The sequence below is a fragment of the Vibrio sp. SCSIO 43153 genome (assembly GCF_023716625.1).
Taxonomy (GTDB): Bacteria; Pseudomonadota; Gammaproteobacteria; order Enterobacterales; family Vibrionaceae; genus Vibrio; species Vibrio rotiferianus.
Window position 1 is genome coordinate 2,315,786 of sequence record NZ_CP071855.1, and the last position, 20,289, is coordinate 2,336,074.

The following is a 20,289-nucleotide window of genomic DNA, read 5'->3' on the forward strand; positions in this document are numbered from 1 at the left end:
AAAAAATTGACTTGGATCAGATCTCACTCTCGAAATACCCCAAAAGTAGTGGTTTACCACAACAAAACAGCATAAATCATTGATAAACAAGTAAATAAAACCCAACTTTTTATTGAACAAAAAAGAAGCAAACAAACCAAAAAACAAAAGAAACTACAATAATCTGTAAAAAAGTTTCATTTTTAGCCAACAAAATTACATGTAAGCCTAAATTTTTGTGCTACTGAGAGTATATCCAACTCGTTATATCTCTCTACAAACAACGTTTTTTTTTATCAAAAATGTGCGAATGTTAACGTTTGTATAATTCAGCCTACATTCGTGTCAACTTTCTCGGTAACAAAACATTTCCACTTTGGATACATTTTCTTCAATAATTAGTTTTTCTCACAAATAGACTGGGCAATACGTTAGTTTTTTTCATTTTGTGTCTCCCCTCTTTTGCCTTACATTACGCGCTAAAAATACCCTCCCTCCTTTTCACTATTGTGAATATTGATGAGAACAACTTATGCAAACTTTAGAGTTAGCGATTTTCCTACAGTTTTTCTTAGGTTTGGTTGCCGCTGTTAACCCAGTCGGCATCATGCCTGTGTTTGTCTCTTTGACTGGGCATATGACACCAGAAGAGAAGAGCAAAACGGCGACGACAGCGAATGTTGCTGTTGCGGTTATTCTGATCATCTCGCTGTTTGCTGGTCAGCTGCTATTAGATATGTTCAGCATTTCACTGGATTCATTTCGAGTGGCGGGTGGTTTGCTTCTTCTGAGTATCGCGTTTTCGATGATGAGCGGTAAGTTGGGTGAAGATAAGCAAAACAAACAAGAGAAATCGGAATACGTCAGCCGCGAACAGATTGGCGTAGTACCACTGGCTATGCCATTAATGGCTGGCCCAGGTGCGATCAGTTCGACTATCGTTTATGGCGCACGCTACCCAAGTGCCTTCGATACAGTAGGCATTAGTATTACCATTGTACTGTTCTGTCTGTGCTCTTGGTTGCTGTTCCGTTCCGCACCTTTGATCGTACGATTTTTAGGTCAAACAGGTATTAACGTTATCACTCGTATCATGGGTCTGATCCTTGGTGCACTAGGTATCGAGTTTATTGCCAACGGCTTGAGAAACCTATTTCCAGGTTTAGCCTAAGTTTCCTAACTTCTGGTATGATGTTGCAATCCGTTTCATTCTAACGCTGACAGTGCAACATCATGCCTCGCAAGTCTTTTAAGCATCATTTATACGTCATTATCTTCGGTACTCACACTCGTGCCGGACGTGCCTTCGATATCGCACTTATTATTGCCATCATTACTTCGCTTGTGGTTCTTATTCTTGAATCACTGCCATCTGTGATGACCGAATGGTCTCGAGAGCTGCGTTATATCGAATACACCTTCACAGCCCTGTTCACTATCGAGTATTTGTTAAGGCTTTACTGCTCTCCAAAACCTAAATCGTATGCCACCAGCTTTTATGGCGTCGTTGACTTGTTAGCCATTCTGCCCACCTACTTGGCGATATTCTTCCCGGGCGCCTCGTTTATGGGCGTGGTGCGATTACTGCGTGTTATGCGGATCTTCCGTATCCTCAAACTCGTTCGCTACCTGCAAGATTCCAACATCTTGCTGCGCTCTCTATTAATGGCGCGTCGTAAGATCCTTATCTTCTTTAGCACGGTCGGCATTCTTGTCACTATTTTTGGCGCGTTGATCTTTGTTATTGAAGGTCCGCACAACGGCTTTACGAGTATTCCGAAAAGCATCTACTGGGCGATCGTAACTATTACGACGGTTGGCTATGGCGACATGGTGCCGCAAACTCACTTGGGTAAAGCCATTGCATCCCTCACTATGTTGTTGGGCTATTCAATACTTGCTGTCCCGACTGGCATTATTACGGCGGAACTGAGCAACGAAATGAATGCGCATAAGCAACTGGTTAAGTGTCCAAACTGCAATCGCTCTGGTCATGACTCTGACGCAATGCACTGTAAGCATTGTGGTAGCGAGTTGGCGGATCCTGATAATCGTGTAGTGAGCGCGGACGAGGAAGAATAGAATCGGGAATGATGTATTTGAATTTAGACAACAATGCCCGTCACCCTCAAGATCGACGGAAGATCGAGTTGGGGCTCTCTATCTACTTGTTTCTCTGATCAAGGCGTTGTACGTTCCTGCACACCAGATCTACGATCAAAAAAGCCGATGAACTAACATCGGCTTTTCCATCGCTTTTGGCTCTCACGAAACAAAGCATTCCCGCAGGACGAAGCCCGCTCTTGGTTTAGCAACCATCAGTGAAGACTTCTACCTTGTAATCATCACCCTCTTCCATTGCGGTGGTGTATTTTACATAGCAGTTACTCGCTTTAATTGAGTCTCGGTCATAAGCTTTCACCCACTTTGATTGTGTGATCACTCGATAGTTTGGATCGGCTGGAGTTTTACCAGTATTGAATGCATCCCAGACCCATTCACCATCACCGTTTTTGTAGTTCATGTCAGCCGTCATAAACTGTTCTAGACCACCATTTTCTACAATTGGGTAACCAAATTGGACGCTACCTGCACCATCAACATGGTACGCCGGAAGCTTTTCTTGTCCTTCAATAGCCGATTTACCGAAAGCAAGTTCCGCAGCGTTGTGCACAGAGGCTGCCATGCCCTGAATTGAAGAGACCCGAGCGTCATGCTGTAAGTTTAAAAAGCGCGGTGCAGCAACGACTGCAAGAATGCCTAAAATAACAATGACAACAACGAGTTCAATAAGGGTGAAACCTTTAGATGTTTGCTTCATAACAGCGCTCCGATTTGTAAGACGCAGCAAAGCTAAAGGTCAAAAGTCAATTTTTTGTCACGTGAATATCAAAAAAGCGCCCATTGGGCGCTTTCGGTTTAACATCTCATTTATAAGACAGGTTACGCTTTCTCTGCCAGGATAATGCGCAGAGTACGACGAAGTGGTTCCGCTGCACCCCACAATAGTTGGTCACCTACAGTGAAAGCGTTTAGGAAGTCATCACCCATTGCCATCTTACGCAGACGGCCAACTGGGATAGACAACGTACCAGTCACCTTCGCTGGTGTTAGCTCTTGAGCGGTGATGTCACGATCATTTGGCACCACTTTAACCCAATCATTGTGCGTTGCGATGATTTCTTCGATTTCATCCATTGGCACGTTTTGCTTGAGCTTAATGGTCAATGCTTGAGAGTGACAACGCATCGCACCGATACGTACACAAGTACCGTCGATAGGAACACGCGCATCTTGGAAACCAAGGATTTTGTTTGCTTCTACGCCCGCTTTCCACTCTTCTTTACTCTGACCGTTGTCGCGTTTAACGTCGATCCAAGGAATCAAAGAACCCGCTAGAGGCACACCAAACTTATCGGTTGGGAATGAAGAGCTACGCATTGTGTCGGCAACTTTTTTATCGATATCCAGAATAGAACTTGCTGGGTTTGCCAATTCAGAGCTTACAGAGTCGTTGATTACGCCCATCTGAGAGATCAACTCACGCATGTTTTGTGCACCTGCGCCAGACGCTGCTTGGTACGTCATTGCACTTGTCCACTCAACTAAACCTTTCTCGAACAGACCACCAAGGCCCATTAGCATCAAGCTTACTGTACAGTTACCACCAACAAACGTGTTGGTGCCACCGTGAATGCCTTGTTGAATTTGCGCTAGGTTTACTGGGTCTAGAGTGATGATAGAGTCTTCCGCCATACGTAGTGTAGAAGCTGCATCAATCCAGTAGCCTTTCCAACCAGCCTGGCGTAGTGCTGGATAAACTTTCTCTGTGTAACCACCACCTTGACACGTAATTACCGCATCAAGCTGTTTTAAGCTGTCAATATCGAACGCATCTTGAAGTAGACCAGCTTCTTTACCTAGGTTTGGAGCTGGGATACCTATTTGAGACGTGCTGTAGAAAACTGGTTCAATCAAATCGAAGTCTTTCTCTTCGACCATACGCTGCATCAGAACCGAACCGACCATGCCGCGCCAACCAACTAAACCTACTCTCATCGCATTAACTCTCCATGTATATTTTTAAAACTTGCTCCATAGTTCAATTTTCGACACAAAATCTCAAGCCCTAATTTGCAAATAAACGCAACTTTTTTAACCTTTACTGAGAAAGATACCTACTTGGGGTATTTTATCGCATTTTCATATTCATCCCGTTATCTATCGCCCCTGAAACATCACTCTCCCTTTATCCTTTGGTCTTACCACTCAGTGAGAAAATAACAATTGAAGCACACGATTTTTACACCACAAAACATTTCAAACCATTAAATTTAATCTTTTTCAGTTATTAATTTTACAAGCAAACGTTTTTACGGACGAAAGTCAAGATAAAGCACCAAATGTTCGAAATATAATTTTTGTTAATGTATGTTATGCGCGATTAAAACAGGGAGCGGCCTTCCTCTATTGCTCCATGAACGACAGAGGCACATATGAAGCAAGTTACAACACGTCTTCCTAGTCTGATACAGGTATTTATCTCGCTAGGTTTGTTTCTACTTTTGGCATTTTCATTTACTGCCAAACTAGACCTTCCAATTCAGCTGGCACTGTATATTGGTTGGTTCATTATCATGCTATTGGGCCTAAGATTAGGTCACCAATACAAAGATCTTGAAAAAGCAGCACTAAATGGTATTTCTAATGGCTTAGGTGCAGTGCTTATTCTTCTTGCTGTAGGTGCCTTAGTCGGTACTTGGATCAGTGGCGGTATTGTACCTACCATCATCTACTACGGTTTAAAGGCAATTCATCCTTCTATCTTCTTGCTAGCAACCATGATCATCTGCTCGCTAACTGCGCTGGCAACAGGCACCTCTTGGGGTGCGGCTGGTACAGCAGGCATCGCGATGATGGGCATAGGTCAAGGTCTTGGTGTTCCGGCTCCAATTACGGCTGGTGCAGTTCTATCAGGCTGTTACTTTGGTGACAAAATGTCGCCACTTTCAGACTCGGTAATTCTTGCGTCTTCAATGTCGAACGTAGAAGTGGTTGAGCATATCAAGGGCATGTTACCTATCGCGCTGATCAGCTACATCATCACTGGCATCATGTTCACTGCATTTGGCTTCCACTTTGCAGGCAAAGTTGACATGAGCCAAGTAGACTCTGTTATCCAGGCAATGGAACAGCAATTCTTCATTACGCCTTATTCTTTTGTTCCGGTGATCATCGTGTTAGCACTGCTAGCGATGCGTATGCCTTCTTTCCCAGTGATCAGTTTCGGCTCTCTGCTAGGTATTATTTGGGCAGTAATGATCCAAGATGTGGACTTCTTAACAGCGTTCAACACAGCTTGGGCACCATTTGCGATTTCTTCAGGCGTGGATTTCATTGATTCCATCTTGAACCGTGGTGGTATGTCTTCGATGCTTGGTTCTGTCGCGGTTATCGTATTTGGCCTTGGCTTCGGTGGCTTACTAGATAAAGTGGGTGTACTAGAAACGATTGCTAAACTGTTTGAAAAACGTGTACAAAGCGCAGGCTCACTAGCAACAAGTACTATCGGCACCGCGTTTATGGGCAACGTATTTGGCTCAGCAATGTACGTATCGCTGATCCTTACTCCTAAAATTTGTGCAAAGAACTATGACCGTCTTGGCTACAAGCGTAAGAATCTATCTCGTAACGCTGAGTTCGGCGGCACGCTAACATCAGGTATGGTTCCATGGAGTGATAACGGTATCTACATGGCGAGTATCCTTGGTGTCGCAACGCTTTCTTACGCGCCATTCATGTGGTTAAGCTTCGTATGTATCATCGTGACAATCTTTACCTCTTACATGGGCTGGTTTGTTGATAAATGTGAACCAACTGCGCCAGCAACAGAAGAAGCGGAAGGCGAACTAAAACAGCAAACGGCTTAAGTCTTCTTAGTTTTCGATAGATAGAAAAAAGGACCGACGATTCGGTCCTTTTTTACGTTTGTCATTTAAGCTCTGACCAATCAAGCAGATTTAGTGCTGGTTCTTACCGCTGAACGTTTACCCAACGCATAACCCAAAACTAGGGGAGCAAAGAAGATCACTAGAATGAACAAAATGAAGTAGATGATGGTGCTCTTCACGAGTTCAATCAGTTTATCCATGGCAAGGTTCACAACCTCTTGTGAAACATGGTCGAGATCTTGAGCGAACTTCTCACGTTCGTTTGTGATGATTTGAGCTATCTCTTGGCGCTCTCTCGCCACCATCAACTCTAAAGCCTGACGCTCTTCACTCAACTGAAACAAACGCTCTTCTGTTTTTTGATCGATATCTTCCACTAGGGGCTGCAACTTCAAGGCCATTTGCTCAGCTAAATTGCGCATATATTCTGGGTTATTATCGATAAAGTCTTTCAGCGACTCTGAAGTCACTTTAAGGCTGTTCAGTGCAGCGTTGACTTGCTCAATACTTGCCGAACTGTTTAGTGCTAATAGCTGTGCTTTCCACGTCATGATCTTTGGTGTTTGTTCAGAAACCAAACTTAGACGATCAGAAACATCACCAATGGCTTCAGGCATTGTACCGAGAGTCGTTACCGCTTCTTCTTCACTGATTTGGTTTGCAGCTAGCCATGCGCGGTAAGCAGGTGTGCGAATCATGCTTAAATCAGTAAATGGGTACTTCTCAACAAAATCAGCTACGAACACCTTAGTCTTGACGTACACGTCCTTCTTCAACAAAGATTGCGCCAGCTTATCAACTTCTTTCGCTAAGTGAGCAGATACTTGTGTTGCTTCATCCGTTGCAAACAAACCTTTACCCGCGCCTGCACTGTAGAATTGGTTCATTTGGTGACTAAACACCCAGGTATCAATCAACGCAGCCATTGGTGACACTTGATAAGCCGCAGCTTGAAGCCCCTCTTCCGCATTAATTTTCCAAAGTAGAATGTAAGATTGATTCACTTTATCCGTAGACTCATAGCGTTCATGCAGCACATCGGCAGCTTGCTCGACCTGAGCGAAGAATTGCTGAGCGTATTCACGCGTCATAATGCGCATATTTAACTCTTGCTTTGTCAACGGAACTGTCTGGCTCTCGATCTTTACTTCTAATAAAGAGCAGCCAGAAAGGATTGATGATAGACATATAGCCAGAGTGACAGCTAACCGACGAAAACACATGATAAATACCTATATTCGATAGAATAAGAACAGGATAAGCACTCCGTTTATTAACGAAGTAGCTTGAGGTAACGCTTTTACCTCATAGCAACCTATTTTAAGTCAGAGGAATATCAATCCGTTAGCGATTCTTGAAGGGTTTCAGTTTCAAGACTGTCTTTTGCGAAAAGTATTGTACTTTCAAGTATGGTTGTCAGCTTAAGCAGCACACTTTCTGGTACTTGGCTTCCTTGTTTGAGCAAGTCTTCGATTTCCGCTGAAATATGGTGCAGTGGCATCGCTCCTAAACTACCAGAAACACCTTTTAGACTATGCGCAACTCGCTGAGCGTGTTCGAGATCTTCACTGAGTAATTGGCGTAACTTATCCGAATCACCAGCATGATCTTGGATAAACACATCCAACAGCATCCTGACTGATTCTTCATCTCCCGAGAGGGCATCCAACATTTTATCGATATCAATGAACTTACTCTCAGCCGTTTCTCTAGGTTCATACACTGCAGCAGGTGCATGAAAGTCCGACGCTTTGTGATTTGAACACTGACTCACATCGTTAACGTCTTCATTCGGCTCCTGAATGCCCTGTTCAGAACAAGAAGTCCCCCCTAATCGCTGGGGTTCAGATAAGTGAGGATCTTTATTAGCATGAGGCTGTTTGGTTTCATAAGCTATATAACTGAAAACAAGTAACAAACTGCCACTCAATAGAGTCATCATGAGTATAAGATGCTCTAATCGGAGGTGTACTTCATCTTCGAATTTTCGTAGCTGAGAAGTAAAGTCGGGGCTAGAAAGGTGGGTTACTAGGTACTTGCCCTGAGCATGGCGAGACAATACGCCAGAAGCCTGAGCCAATAAGCGCTGAAAATCGTCTCTTTGTGCCTGCGGTAAACTCATCGACTCAATAAACAATTGATCCAACTCTTGATAAGAAGTTTGATTGTTAGCGCGATTTATAAAGAGAGCATCCAATATATGTGCCCCAAGGCGAGCAACCATCGCCTGCAACGCGTCACTACCACCAGCTGCAACCCTTGTTTCTTGTAATGCTTCAGCAAGAGATAACAACTCAAGATCACTAGTAACAAACTTGTTCGCACTTTCTAAAAATCGATCTGTCGTATAAAGCAACTGAGTGACATCCGGAGCCCATAACGCACTCTTAGATTGGCTTTCAAGTTGTAACCTAACTGCGTAGATCAGCTGTAGAGTTAGCGAGATATCGTCAGCATGCTGTACTCGATAAGGTAATTCAAAACGAAATGAATTTCGTACTTCATCGATTTTCGTGCCCAGCTCATCAACGGCTTTCACAGACTGCTCTGTAGAACGGTAACTGGTCCACAATGCCACCGCAGCAATACTCCAGATGACAAACAACAACCAAGAAAATCGTCTTAAAACACTTCTAGCTTGAATCAATCCCTAGCCCTCAGGTGAACTCCATTAATAACAAGAATATAACATCAATTACAGGTTTACTGGGCTTACCTCACATAAAAAAAGAGAGCCACTCTAGCTCTCTTTTGAAAATGATTAATTTCGACTCAACTGGTCTTTTAGATTTGGAGGCGTGCCTTTAATCGTCAAGGTATCGGTTTCTGGATCGTAAAAAATACGCTCACCAAGTAGCAAACTATCGAAACTGATATTCAAGCCACCACCAGCACCAACGTACTTAGTCAACTTACGTACGGTTGAACGATCACCAGGGAATGACTCTTCCAACTCGTAGCCTTGCTCTTTAGTGAAATCCATAAAGCTAGTGCCATCTTGACTTGGTGGCAATTCACCAGACAGTTCAGAAATTTGAACTTCGTCGCCGGATTTGATTTGTTCGTTACAGTAATTGTAAACCTGCTTTTTGTACTCGTTCGCTTCTTGCTTCTCAAGCTTTGAGTCAGCACAAAAGTCTTCGACCGCTTGCATCAAGACTTGGTTTTGCTGCTTAGTATCTAGACCCACATCTGCCTGTAGGAAATCCAAGAAAAAGTCCGCTACTTTACGACCTACGCGACCTTTGATGTAAGAAAGGTAGCGGTTTGAATCACGGTCAGTATCGTAACTTGATAGGTCGATGCGTGCAGCGATGTCCATCTTAGTGATATCTAGATAGTCAGTAGCACTGATATCTAAACCTTCCGTTACTTTTAAGCTTTGATTCAGTGGCAAGATACCAATAAACAGATAGTCGGTAGCTAAGCTTTGGTACTCAGCAAATACTAAAATACCTTCGTCTGCAAAAGGGTATTTAATCAACTCATCTTTCAAACGATTTGCACTAATTTGTGAGAAGTCATAAAAATTTCGTTCTCCTTTGCGCATTTCTTGAAGCCAAAACTGAAATTCGCTGTCTGACTGGAAGCAGCCAAAGCCTTTTCCTGCTTTAGAATGGAATACTCGATGCAGTTCTGCGACTAGATTTTCAGTGGATGCGTCATTTTCGAGAGAGTCTGAACGGTAGGTAACAACCAGTTCGTCCTGATCATTTTTGCTCAACTGATGCAATATTACGTTTGAAAGATGAAGGCTCATAGTGATTTTATCTTGCGACAAGGTTTAAGTTGCTAGGCATTGTAGGGTATCATAAGCCGCTTTTACTATCATTATTAGAGTCTTTATGCCGATTACATCTAAATATACTGACGACCAAGTAGAGAAAATTCTTGCTGAAGTGGGTGCTGTTCTTGAAAAACATGCCGCAACGCCAGAGTTAACGCTAATGATTGCCGGAAATATCGCAACCAATGTCTTAAATCAACGAGTTGCTGCTTCACAACGTAAGATTATTGCTGAAAAATTTGCTCAGGCACTAATGTCTTCTCTTGAAGCCCCAAAATCACACTAATAACGGACAATAGAACAAGTACATGGTAGACAGCGGAAACTCATACGGCGAACGCGTATCTCGACTGGTTGGTTGGGGTCACTGGTTCGCATTCTTCAACATCATAGCTTCGATGTTGATAGGTACACGCTATATCGTCCAGTCACCTTGGCCCGAAACTTTGTTAGGGCAATTTTATCTGGCGGTATCCTGGGTGGGTCACTTTGGCTTCCTAGTATTTGCTCTCTACTTACTGGTTCTTTTTCCGCTTACGTTTATCCTGCCATCACGAAAACTCTTTCGTTTGGTGGCAGTGGTATTCGCGACCGTCGGTCAAACCGTTTTATTGATTGATACGCAAGCCTATCAATCCATTAACCTTCACTTAAATCCCGTCGTTTGGGAATTGTTGTTTAGTGAAGATAAAAGCGCCATTAGCGCAGACTTACAGCACCTTTTTGTTGTAATGCCGCTTATTTTCTTACTCCAACTCGGCTTATCCGAGTGGGTGTGGCGTAAACAACGTAAACTATCTCATAAACATGTTGGCCGACCACTCGCTGCAGTGTTCTTCTTAAGCTTTATGGCTAGCCATCTTGTTTATATATGGGCTGACGCCTATTTCTATAGTCCAATTACAAGTCAACGATCGAACTTCCCTCTGTCGTACCCAATGACAGCAAAAAGCTTTATGGAAAAACATGGTCTACTTGATCGTGAAGAGTACCTGAAACGCTTAGAAGAAAACCGTGACAACATTGATCTCGTTAGTTACCCATTGGAAAAGTTAGAGTTTAATCGCCGCGGCAATAAGCTCAATGTACTGATGATCAGTGTCAATAATTTGCGTGCAGATGCCCTGAATGCCTCTGAAATGCCAAGTACCTATCAGTTTGCAATAGATAATCAAAACTTTACCAACCATTACAGCTCGAGCAATGATGCTTTTGGCGCCTTTGGTTTGTTTTATGGTTTACCAACAAGCTATGCAAGCAGCATTAAAGCACAGGGTTCATCACCCGTTATGCTGAATGTATTGCAAGAGCAAGGCTACTCATTCGGCTTGTTCAGCGGGAATGGATTTGAAGACGATCTATATCCAGAGGTTATCTTCCGAGGTTTAGAGCTAGCTCCTACTTTAGATGGTGCCCAAGCACATACTGAAGCTCAGTCGCTGATTGCATGGAATACTTGGCTAACAGAGCAAGCTAATACGCCATGGTTTAGCTACATTGAAGTGACCACCGTAGATAACTTTGAATCCGAGCCAGCTTCTATCAATAATGAACTGAGCGCAAGTGAGCGATTTAAGCAAGCTTATGAGCAAGCAGTGCAGTCGGCAGATACTACGGTGAAAAACATTCTGACCACACTAGAAGAGCAGCAGTTGTTAGAAAACACCATCGTTGTTATTACCTCTAACCATGGTAGTGAGTTCAACGAAACTAAGACAAACAGCTGGGGTGCAAACAGTAATTACAGCCGCTATCAACTTCAAGTGCCAATGGTTGTTCACTGGCCTGGAATGTTGCCTGCAGAGTTTAGTCATAGTACTAGCCACCTTGACCTGTCCGTTACCCTGCTTCAAGACATGCTAGGCGTATCATCAAACCCAAGTGAATACAGTAGCGGCCGCAATCTATTCGATGAAAGCCGTCGCCGTTGGATTTTGGCGGGAGATACTAAAGAGCTTGCACTTATTACAGAGAACCAGACTACCGTTATCGACAAGTTTGGAAACTACAAGCTCTATAATCAAGACTATCAGCGCCTACGTGATACTAGCCCTAAACTGCCGGTATTAATGCAAGGTCTGACCGAGCTACAGCGTTTCTATACAAAGAGCAACTAACTCACCTTAAACGGCTTTCATTTTGAAAGCCGTTTTTGTTTAAATAAACACCAAACAACACAATTGTGATCACGAAATAACCAAACGAACAATTTTGGGGTTTACAAGATTTTCAAAGCCTTATATTATGCGCTTCAACAACGGAGAGATGGCTGAGTGGTTGAAAGCACCGGTCTTGAAAACCGGCATACGTTAATAGCGTATCTAGGGTTCAAATCCCTATCTCTCCGCCACATTTAGAAAGCTCGTTGAGAAATCAACGGGCTTTCTTCGTTTTAGTGCTTGGAAAATTACGGGATTTGTAAATCCCTAGTTGAACGCAACCCCGGCCCTCAGCCACATTTAGAGAAAGCCCACTAAGCAATTAGTGGGCTTTTTCGTATCTAAAGGCTTAAAGAAGGATTTCTTCAAATCCCTCCTTGAATGCAAGCCCAGCACTCCGACACACTCAAAAAAAGCTCGCTACGTTAGCGCACCCTGCGTGATTACACTCTAGGCTTTAAATTACTGGTCGTCGACACTTTTGAAAAAGCGACATCACTTACAAGCAAGTCGATTCAGCGGCAGATAAAGGTATAAATAAGTGCCTATAACAATTAAGGCCACTGCTTAGTCTCCTGATGAGCCCCCAAACCAGACGCATGAAAAAAGCCAACTGCGTAAGCAGTTGGCTCAGTATAAACAGTCAACATGTTTTAGGATGAGCCAAAGTTAGGCTACATCCAACTTTCTTAAGCACTCATTTCGTTATCAGCATCTAACCTGAATAATTCTGGTTCTGGCTTGCGTTCATAAATCTGCTCGAATAAAGGTACTTCTCGACGATGGAAAGTCGAGGACTCCCACTTTCCGTTCAAGTTAAACTTAGTAATACCATAGGTGAAAATCAGCAATACTAAGCCTTGTATTATTCCAACCCAAAAACTTCCAAACAATAACGTACAAACATAGAAAATCGGATATATCAGCCTCACCACATCTCGATTAATCTTAGAAGTCGTTCTTGCATAAGTAGCGAAAAACAAGAGTAACGAGAAGGCATACAATGAGATACTAGTAGATATATTAACCGTGTTCTGAGTGGAGAAAATTTCTGAGAGCCCAATCAGATGATCTCGACAAACAACATAGAGGGCGATATTTAGAAATGCGAGTTTATTATATATGCCTGCATTGTGTGATTTGGCTTTTTTACCCTTCTGTTCAATGTCTTCTTCCAATTTAGTTTGCATCGTAGAGTTCAAATGGTACAACGCAATTTCAGCGATCGTACTTTGTTCGGCTGATATTTGGTCTTTTGATACTAGTTGCTCAATGTAAGATTTATCGAAGTTATGTTTATCGAGTTTAGTCTTAATCAAAGTAATCACATAGTTAATCCCAACCTCGTAGCTATCGCGTGGTATGGTTTTAGCCATGAACCTATTTGCCCCTGTTGGTTCTTCAAAACAGGCACAACACACAGCATAGAGGTAAGTTTCATCATCATACCTAAACTCAATATATTCGATTTTTCTCTCGTCTAACTCTTGCTCAAGGCATAATTTTAATACATCGACGTATAAATCCAGATATGCCCAATCCTCTAATCTAGCCTCTAGGATTGCAAGGCATGCAGCTGCACCTTCTAATTGCCCTTCTCGTATCAAGTATCTAGAAAATGCGGCTAAATGCATACCACTAGACAGAGACTGCTTTGCAAGCTCTTGATAATCAACATTTTGAGATATGTGCTCAATCCGCCGTTCGATTAACTTTTTAAGAATAAACTGATCACTGTACTTTTCGATATCTACAAACTCGTCTAGGTGCTCATTTGCCGGGTCAAACAAAAATGCTTTTGCGGCAGTGATTGCGCATTCACCGACTGTATCTAGCGACGTCGAAGGTAAAGGAACAGAATAATTCTGTAAGGTTGGAGATAGGTGATAATAATGCAGCAACCACTCTATGTCGTTTGCAAAGCGTAACCCACCTAGCGGACTTAATAATTGGTAATCTGGACAGACTACCCGATAAAAGCCAATGCTAGACAACCAGTTTACTCGTGATTGGCGAACAAATAGTTTCCTTGTTAGGATTTCTTTTCTCACTAGCAACTTAAACCATTGATCAGGTAAAAGTGGATGGCGGAAATATAAGTTTTGCCACTGTTCAGAGCTCAGCTCCAAGACTTGTTCTTCGGTCAAGTCTGGAATGTCAAACCAATCATGATTGCCGTATAGAGAAAGAGAACTTTTCAGCCATTCAGGATAGTCCAACTCAGAGCTCTTGTGTTGCAACCACATTCCAAGCACTTGGAACATAAGGCCAAAGTCACCTCCCCTTTGTTGCTTAGAAACTCTGGCTGACGTTTGCTGAAAATCGTTAGCAGAACCATAACACCCGCACCACAGCGTGAGATAAACCTCATCGCTCAGATCGTTTATTTCCCCGTGCTTAAGTGGCCTCATCGTTTTTGCGAAAGGTTTGTCGTTTGATAGAGTATCGACGAAAAATTCATAACGAGCGTGATCTTTGCTTTTTTCTTTGTCCCATGGTGTCGGAAATAACCAACGCACCTTTGGCTTCTGTAATATCTCTGCTGCAACAACAGCCATAGCCATAGACACATCTTGCTGCTGTCCTTTAAACCAATCAGACAATACTTCAGCAACCAAACCAAAACTGCTCTGATTCACTTGCAGCACATTATTCAACGATTGCACAAACAAGTCTTCCATTGCGAACTCTTTACAAGCATTAGCAACAAGCAGCCATTCATCACAGTTAAGAGCAGTGAAGTGCAATTTATTTAGCTGTTCAACAACTTCCGGGACGACTGTTTTTGGCCACCAACCTTGTAGCTGGCATCCTTTCAGAAATAGTAGATATTGCGAAGGATGGAAAACTTCTGAAGATGGCATCGGCGTGTGCCACCACTGCATAAAATCGTCGATATTCTGATAGGTTGTTGAAAAAGACAATGGCCCAATTCGCATCATTATCGCTCGTTGTTGAGTTGCACAATACTCACTTAGTGCTTCAAGTGGTATTTGAGTTTGTACACCTCCCCAGTAAACTAAGAAGTCAGCGACCTCCTGATCATATTCCGAGCCCTTCATCAAACGTTGCCAGTTGAACATTTGCCAAAAGCAATGAATCAATTCGCCAGGAAACCAGCGTCGTTTCATGATTTTGTCTAATGCATGATCAGAGATCTTAATCTGAGATGACAGATCCAATAAGGCAATTTTCTCCGACCACTTTTTCCAACCGACGATATCAAAACGTACCTTAGGATCTGAAATTCGCTCATCAAAAGTTGCTTTGTACACACTTAATGGTGTGTCACTCTTTTCTCGCGTTGGAAAAGCTTGAGTAATCGTCTCTGCATTACGGCTTTTTAACGCCAAATCATAAGCTTGTTTTAATTGTTTAAACCCTTCAGGATTCACCTCTGGGTGGTTGTGCTTCAATTGTTCACGATATGCACGCTTTATCTCGGTTTCATCTTCAGTTTTCGTGATACCAAGTATTTTCCAAATGTCCATTAAGCTTCCTCTTTTTGTTCTTCTTGGGCTTTTAAAAATAAAGATTCCGGAGCATCAAAAATAGGAAGCTGCAGATCAAAAGGTAAACTATCCCAGACGGGTGCATTCGGGAGATTTAAACAAGAATAAAATTGGCTATAGCATGTAAAACTTCCATCAGTGAATAATATTTCGGGGCCTTCATCGTTGACGCTGTATCTCCAAAACACTCTACCCAGTATGTAACTACGATGATAGGTGGCCCAATCGGGAAACAAGTATTGAATTTTGCGGGCAGCATAGGATAAAAAAAACAACATCTCGTCTTCTGAGAGCCAACCTGACACAAAGCCGTGACGAGAAAGATAAGTTGCCCTCATCAAATCGAATCCAAAAAAGCGACAATTACCGACGAGATCATAGGCCATTTGATGAAATCTAAACTCGTCTCTTAACTGGTCGCTTTCCAAGTTGTCTATTATTTCCTGTTGCTTGTGCTTCCCGGTCAAAGCTATTTGGTCAAAGAAACCTCTGCCTCCATAACCATGCATATCCAAGCTCAGTAATCGATTGATAGTTTCGACGAGATCATCATGGTTTTGGATCCCCCACGATTCAGTGATGGGCTTTCTGTTTTCCTCAAAACTGCCATCTCTGAATTCAGTAGCCATCCAAATCTGGCTCCAATCGGTACCCCAACTCCAAAGCAACATCGGCGCAGTAACAGCAAGCAACCAGTTATAACAAGGTTGATCTTTTATTTTATCTAGTTTTTGAGATTTCATAGTGTTCTTATTATTTAAGCCCTAGCCTACCCAGTTGTTGATAAATTAATGTCCGTTTTTCTCTGATCTCGAGCTCATCTTGTGACGCCAATGCCATCTCAAACGCAAAGATGTACTCTTCTATAACCGTTCGAAATTCCGCTATGTTTTCGGCATAGAGCTGATGCAGTTTTTCGAGTAATGTAATGTTAGGAATTGCCTCTCTAGGGTGGAACTTCAAGCGACTTAGTTTTGCATGGCTCATCTCCAACTGTTCCTGGCTTATACCTTCTGGCGTTTTATCGATAACTTTACTGACGGTTTCACCAGTTGATTGAGGAGTAACATCAACCTCTAACAAGCCATTGATGTCATAGCTAAACCTTATGTCAATTAGCTCTTGTCCCGCTTTTCCCTTGGGGATATCTACTACAAACTCATCAATAAATATATTGTCCTTAGCCCAAAGGCGCTCTCCTTGATAGATCGCCACGCATATATCGGTTTGGTCATCATTGCAGGTCGAGAATGTCTGAACCCTAGAAACTGGAATTATCGTATTCCTTTCTATGATTGGTGAAAAAACGCCTTCTCGATCGCCTCGGCGACAAAGAATGCCAAGACTATAGGGACATACGTCAGTCAATATGATTTCACTAACATGTTCGTTTCTTAAACGACAAGCCGCTTGAATTGCTGCTCCTTGAGCAACGACTAGATCAGGATCGATCTCACTGTGGCCGAAACGGCCTAACAATCGATTCGCGGTTGACTGGATGAGTCTTAGTCGTGTGGCACCACCTACAAAAATGAGCTCATCAATCTGATTTGATTCCAATCGAGCATCTGATAGAGCTTGCCCAAGTGGTCGTAATATTCGGTCGAGAGAACTTTTCCAAACTTCCTCCATGTCCTGTTTGGTAAACTGGATTTTTTGGCCATAAGGCTCTGGGACTTCAACGATCAAACCATCTTCATAACGATGCTTTGCCGTCTCACAATGAGCTCTAAGAGAGGATAGAAATGAGAGTGGAAGCTCCTCTGGGGCAAGTTGTAATCTGGCTAAGACTGCATGAATCACATCATCTGTAAAATCATCCCCGCCTAAAAAATTATCTCCTGTTGAGGCTCTAACCTCGATAAAGCTGTCAAAGTGTTCCACGACCGTTACATCGAATGTTCCCCCGCCTAAGTCAAACACAAGGAAACGACTATTTGCTTGCTTGTGCAGGCTATAAGATAAACATGCAGCGGTGGGTTCATTGATAAGCCGAACAGCATTTAGACCAGCCAAGCGAGCTGCTGCTTTGACCTCTTTTCTTTGAGAGTCATTAAAATAAGCAGGAACGGAGATAACCACATCAGATATAGGCAGAGACAAGTATGTTTCAGCATCTTGTTTTAGCGAAGCGAGAATCAGTGAACACAACTCTACTGCGTTGTATTCCTTTTTAGCCAGCTTAAACGTCTTATTCGTGCCCAAAAACCGCTTAAAAGAAGCGACTGAACAAAGTGGATTTGTAACTAAACGCGATTTGGCAGCTTCGCCAACCAATAGTTCGTCTTTCTCATTAATCGCTACAACTGAAGGTGTTAAGAATTTCCCTAAACTGTTCGGGATAAACACCGCTTTATCATCTTGCCATACAGATATCGCGCTATTAGTTGTCCCGAGATCAATTCCTATGGCCAATTTATGATTAACTTCAACACTATGCACGGATAAGAAACCAATTGAATTAAATAGAGACTATTGTGCCTTCTAAATCAACAAATAACCTTGAATAGCGTTCCAGAAAAGTCACGCACTCCTGTTAAAAAAGTTAATAATTACATTGAGTTACCAATGTAAGCGCGCTGACATGCGAATCCCTTTAACTTTTTTTATCAGCGAGACCTTAAAATTGTTCAAACGCATACACTTGAGCCACAGCTTCGATAAGCTGCATATGGATAGGCACCAAGTCAGCGTGGTCACTTCGGTACCCGCCACCAACGACGGCCGCGACAGGAATACCTTTGTCTTTCATTAACTGCATTAAGAAACGGTCTCGCTCAAATATACCTTCTGTCGACACGTCAAAATAACCCAGTTCATCGTCGGTATGAATATCCACACCAGCATCGTAAATCACCATGTCTGGATGATGTAAGTTAATCGCCATTTCAACCACTTCTTTAAACGTCATTAAGAACGTTTCATCACTGGTATCACGACTCAAAGGGACATCAAGATCGGAATCTGGCTTTCTCGCCGGGAAGTTCTTATCACAATGGAAAGACAACGTGATGATGTCTGGTTCGTCCTCGCACAGAGTGGCCGTTCCATCACCATGGTGTACGTCGCTGTCAATAATCATCACCTTGTCAATATGGTCATGATCCAGCATGTGCTTCGCTGCGATAGCAAGATCATTGAAAAGGCAGAAGCCACTACCAAAGTCTTTGTGTGCGTGATGATAACCGCCGCTTAGATGAATGGCGACGCCATGCTCTAGCGCCATCTCTGCTGTCAACACCGTACCTGCTGTTGACGTGAGTGTACGAGCGATGAGGGCCTCACTCCAAGGGAACCCGATTCGACGCATTTTGACTGCTGGCATGCTGCCAGTCACCAACAAATCAACGTACTCTCCACTATGAACGCGTTTGATATCATCCACACTCAAAGGGTTTGGTTGGAAGAATTCAATTTGTTCTCCCCACCCTTTGGTCGCTATCTTCTCCACTACCGCTTGATAGAGATAGTGATATTTCATTATCGGATAGCGATGGCCTTCTGGCAGCTCAAGTTGTGAGTAAATAGGGTGATAGATAAGGGGTAACATGAGACATTCTTTTCATAAATCGTTGTGAAATAGTACCAACTCCAAGAGTTGATTAAAAAGGAAATTAATTGATAATGATTTTCAATATCAATTAATTTCCTTCTGTTATGAATAAAACCTTATATACGATCCTTGGTACTTTCTTTGGCTCTTTCTGCGCGATATCTCTATTCATGTCGATGATGCTAGGTGCGTGGTGGTTAGTTGATTTTATCGCCTTAAGCTAACACAATGATTCTATCTCCTAGTAACCTCATTGAATCAGATAGATAGGTATTTCCATGAGTCAAACAGTCTTTATCACTGGTGCGAATCGCGGTATTGGCTTGAGTTTAGCTGAACTGTATTTACAACAAGGTGCTCAAGTACACGCGACTAGCCGTAACCTAGCAGAGAGCTCAGAGCTACAAGCATTAGCATCAAACTACCGCACATTAACTTTGCATCAATTGGACGTCACTAATTACCAGCAAGTCGCAGAGTTAGCTAGCAAACTACCGGCTATCGACGTGCTGATTAACAACGCAGGTTACTACGGTCCTAAAGGCTATGGCTTTGGTAACACTAATATCGAGGAATGGCGAAAGGTCTTCGAGATAAATACCATCGCACCATTAAAACTAGTGGAAACTTTTTACCCGCAGCTACAAAAAGGTAGCTCGAAGAAGGTTGCGTGTATCTCTTCTAAAGTTGGAAGCATGACTGAAAACACCTCTGGTGGTGGCTACATCTACCGCTCTTCCAAAGCGGCACTCAACTCCGTTGTTAAGAGCTTAAGTAACGATTTAACCGATGAGGGGTTCACTGTGCTTGCGCTTCATCCAGGCTGGGTACGCACTGCAATGGGCGGACCAAATGCGCTTATCGACACTAAAACCTCTGCAGCAGGGTTAGCAAAAGTTATTGAGCAAAGCACGCAAGCAAATTCTGGCCAGTTTATTAACTACGACGGAACACAATTGCCTTGGTAATAGGCATTTATCAATAAGTTAATGTTGGGCGACGAACAGGTTCCTGGATTCGTCGCCCATTTTTCATTTCTCCAATCTCGTCACTCAACTTGAATTTCACCGTTTCCTATCCAGACTTAGTGAGGTATTAACCCCACTAAGGAGAGTAACCATGGCAGCAGATAAAGATCTGGTGAATTTCAGTGAAGATCATGAGCTCAATTACTGCTTAAGAAGTGCAGGTAAACGTCAAACTCAAGCGAATCGCGATACGCTGATCGACTTAGGACGACAAGTAAAACAGGATTTAGGTAAGCGAGTGTTAACTCAAGATGACGTCAGAGGCGCAATCGACAAGAACGACAACTTGTTCGACTAGCCATGCCATCAATATAAGAAAG

16 protein-coding genes and 1 tRNA gene are annotated in these 20,289 nt (G+C 42.9%); 8 read left to right on the plus strand and 9 right to left on the minus strand.

What is annotated here, in order from left to right; genetic code table 11:
- The first annotated feature begins 511 nt into the window (after window positions 1–511).
- Complete coding sequence (locus tag J4N37_RS11130; RefSeq protein WP_010449435.1) at window positions 512–1,150, plus strand: YchE family NAAT transporter; 639 nt, start codon at window positions 512–514, stop codon at window positions 1,148–1,150.
- Between the two features lie 62 nt (window positions 1,151–1,212).
- Window positions 1,213–2,061: an ion transporter gene (locus J4N37_RS11135; RefSeq protein ID WP_005444660.1), complete on the plus strand. Its 849-nt coding sequence runs from the start codon at window positions 1,213–1,215 to the stop codon at window positions 2,059–2,061.
- Between the two features lie 226 nt (window positions 2,062–2,287).
- Here the strand turns inward: J4N37_RS11135 and J4N37_RS11140 are convergent, their stop codons facing one another.
- Together J4N37_RS11140 and asd are read right to left on the minus strand one after the other, a co-directional pair.
- Window positions 2,288–2,800 carry a type II secretion system protein gene (locus tag J4N37_RS11140; protein WP_071234639.1) on the minus strand — a complete coding sequence of 171 codons (513 nt, stop codon included), beginning with the start codon at window positions 2,798–2,800 and terminating at the stop codon, window positions 2,288–2,290.
- A gap of 122 nt (window positions 2,801–2,922) precedes the next feature.
- Window positions 2,923–4,038 carry an aspartate-semialdehyde dehydrogenase gene (gene asd, locus J4N37_RS11145; RefSeq protein WP_252040931.1) on the minus strand — a complete coding sequence of 372 codons (1,116 nt, stop codon included), beginning with the start codon at window positions 4,036–4,038 and terminating at the stop codon, window positions 2,923–2,925.
- A gap of 437 nt (window positions 4,039–4,475) precedes the next feature.
- Here asd and nhaC point away from each other — a divergent pair, with 437 nt between their 5' ends.
- Complete coding sequence (nhaC, locus tag J4N37_RS11150; protein WP_010449438.1) at window positions 4,476–5,909, plus strand: Na+/H+ antiporter NhaC; 1,434 nt, start codon at window positions 4,476–4,478, stop codon at window positions 5,907–5,909.
- A gap of 80 nt (window positions 5,910–5,989) precedes the next feature.
- On the opposite strand, the gene J4N37_RS11155 is transcribed toward nhaC, so the two are convergent.
- The 3 genes from J4N37_RS11155 to yejK all read right to left on the minus strand — a co-directional run bounded on the left by J4N37_RS11155 (window position 5,990) and on the right by yejK (window position 9,690).
- Entirely contained in the window at window positions 5,990–7,153 is a 1,164-nt protein-coding gene (locus J4N37_RS11155; protein WP_182027248.1) for a chemotaxis protein, read from the minus strand.
- A 113-nt stretch (window positions 7,154–7,266) separates the two neighbouring features.
- A complete protein-coding gene (locus J4N37_RS11160; protein WP_252040932.1) occupies window positions 7,267–8,577 on the minus strand; it encodes an Hpt domain-containing protein in 1,311 nt (436 codons plus the stop codon).
- Window positions 8,578–8,691: 114 nt separating this feature from the next.
- The gene (gene yejK, locus J4N37_RS11165; protein WP_010449441.1) at window positions 8,692–9,690 is read right to left on the minus strand and encodes a nucleoid-associated protein YejK; all 999 of its coding nucleotides are present in this window, start codon (window positions 9,688–9,690) and stop codon (window positions 8,692–8,694) included.
- 85 nt (window positions 9,691–9,775) lie between these two features.
- Here yejK and J4N37_RS11170 point away from each other — a divergent pair, with 85 nt between their 5' ends.
- The 3 genes from J4N37_RS11170 to J4N37_RS11180 all read left to right on the plus strand — a co-directional run bounded on the left by J4N37_RS11170 (window position 9,776) and on the right by J4N37_RS11180 (window position 12,067).
- Window positions 9,776–10,003, plus strand: coding sequence for a YejL family protein (locus J4N37_RS11170; RefSeq protein ID WP_010449442.1), 228 nt, complete (start codon window positions 9,776–9,778; stop codon window positions 10,001–10,003).
- Window positions 10,004–10,025: 22 nt separating this feature from the next.
- Window positions 10,026–11,834 carry a DUF3413 domain-containing protein gene (locus tag J4N37_RS11175; protein ID WP_138954489.1) on the plus strand — a complete coding sequence of 603 codons (1,809 nt, stop codon included), beginning with the start codon at window positions 10,026–10,028 and terminating at the stop codon, window positions 11,832–11,834.
- A gap of 142 nt (window positions 11,835–11,976) precedes the next feature.
- Window positions 11,977–12,067: transfer RNA gene (locus J4N37_RS11180), tRNA-Ser, on the plus strand.
- 498 nt (window positions 12,068–12,565) lie between these two features.
- On the opposite strand, the gene J4N37_RS11185 is transcribed toward J4N37_RS11180, so the two are convergent.
- From J4N37_RS11185 to J4N37_RS11200, 4 genes are all read right to left on the minus strand, one after another.
- Window positions 12,566–15,367, minus strand: a complete 2,802-nt coding sequence (locus J4N37_RS11185; RefSeq protein WP_138954490.1) for a J domain-containing protein — start codon at window positions 15,365–15,367, stop codon at window positions 12,566–12,568.
- Window positions 15,367–16,131, minus strand: coding sequence for a DUF1266 domain-containing protein (locus J4N37_RS11190; protein ID WP_010449446.1), 765 nt, complete (start codon window positions 16,129–16,131; stop codon window positions 15,367–15,369). The genes J4N37_RS11185 and J4N37_RS11190 overlap by 1 nt, the downstream gene beginning before the upstream one ends.
- Before the next feature lie 10 nt (window positions 16,132–16,141).
- Window positions 16,142–17,830 carry an Hsp70 family protein gene (locus J4N37_RS11195; protein WP_252040933.1) on the minus strand — a complete coding sequence of 563 codons (1,689 nt, stop codon included), beginning with the start codon at window positions 17,828–17,830 and terminating at the stop codon, window positions 16,142–16,144.
- Window positions 17,831–18,008: 178 nt separating this feature from the next.
- Window positions 18,009–18,938 (minus strand): histone deacetylase family protein, encoded by a 930-nt coding sequence (locus J4N37_RS11200; protein ID WP_252040934.1) that lies wholly within the window; start codon window positions 18,936–18,938, stop codon window positions 18,009–18,011.
- Window positions 18,939–19,219: 281 nt separating this feature from the next.
- Between J4N37_RS11200 and J4N37_RS11205 the strand changes: the two genes are divergently transcribed.
- Both J4N37_RS11205 and J4N37_RS11210 read left to right on the plus strand, forming a co-directional pair.
- A complete protein-coding gene (locus J4N37_RS11205; protein ID WP_010449454.1) occupies window positions 19,220–19,909 on the plus strand; it encodes an SDR family oxidoreductase in 690 nt (229 codons plus the stop codon).
- Window positions 19,910–20,060: 151 nt separating this feature from the next.
- Entirely contained in the window at window positions 20,061–20,267 is a 207-nt protein-coding gene (locus J4N37_RS11210; protein WP_009707305.1) for a hypothetical protein, read from the plus strand.
- Window positions 20,268–20,289: the final 22 nt, after the last annotated feature.

Bases quoted from the DNA above. Each gene is read 5' to 3' on its own strand.
- J4N37_RS11130 (WP_010449435.1), top strand. From the start codon at position 512: ATGCAAACTTTAGAGTTAGCGATTTTCCTACAGTTTTTCTTAGGTTTG.
- nhaC (WP_010449438.1), top strand. From the start codon at position 4,476: ATGAAGCAAGTTACAACACGTCTTCCTAGTCTGATACAGGTATTTATC.
- J4N37_RS11175 (WP_138954489.1), top strand. From the start codon at position 10,026: ATGGTAGACAGCGGAAACTCATACGGCGAACGCGTATCTCGACTGGTT.
- J4N37_RS11140 (WP_071234639.1), bottom strand. From the start codon at position 2,800: ATGAAGCAAACATCTAAAGGTTTCACCCTTATTGAACTCGTTGTTGTC.
- J4N37_RS11185 (WP_138954490.1), bottom strand. From the start codon at position 15,367: ATGGACATTTGGAAAATACTTGGTATCACGAAAACTGAAGATGAAACC.
- J4N37_RS11205 (WP_010449454.1), top strand. From the start codon at position 19,220: ATGAGTCAAACAGTCTTTATCACTGGTGCGAATCGCGGTATTGGCTTG.
- J4N37_RS11190 (WP_010449446.1), bottom strand. From the start codon at position 16,131: ATGAAATCTCAAAAACTAGATAAAATAAAAGATCAACCTTGTTATAAC.
- J4N37_RS11155 (WP_182027248.1), bottom strand. From the start codon at position 7,153: ATGTGTTTTCGTCGGTTAGCTGTCACTCTGGCTATATGTCTATCATCA.
- J4N37_RS11170 (WP_010449442.1), top strand. From the start codon at position 9,776: ATGCCGATTACATCTAAATATACTGACGACCAAGTAGAGAAAATTCTT.
- J4N37_RS11200 (WP_252040934.1), bottom strand. From the start codon at position 18,938: ATGTTACCCCTTATCTATCACCCTATTTACTCACAACTTGAGCTGCCA.
- J4N37_RS11210 (WP_009707305.1), top strand. From the start codon at position 20,061: ATGGCAGCAGATAAAGATCTGGTGAATTTCAGTGAAGATCATGAGCTC.
- yejK (WP_010449441.1), bottom strand. From the start codon at position 9,690: ATGAGCCTTCATCTTTCAAACGTAATATTGCATCAGTTGAGCAAAAAT.
- asd (WP_252040931.1), bottom strand. From the start codon at position 4,038: ATGAGAGTAGGTTTAGTTGGTTGGCGCGGCATGGTCGGTTCGGTTCTG.
- J4N37_RS11135 (WP_005444660.1), top strand. From the start codon at position 1,213: ATGCCTCGCAAGTCTTTTAAGCATCATTTATACGTCATTATCTTCGGT.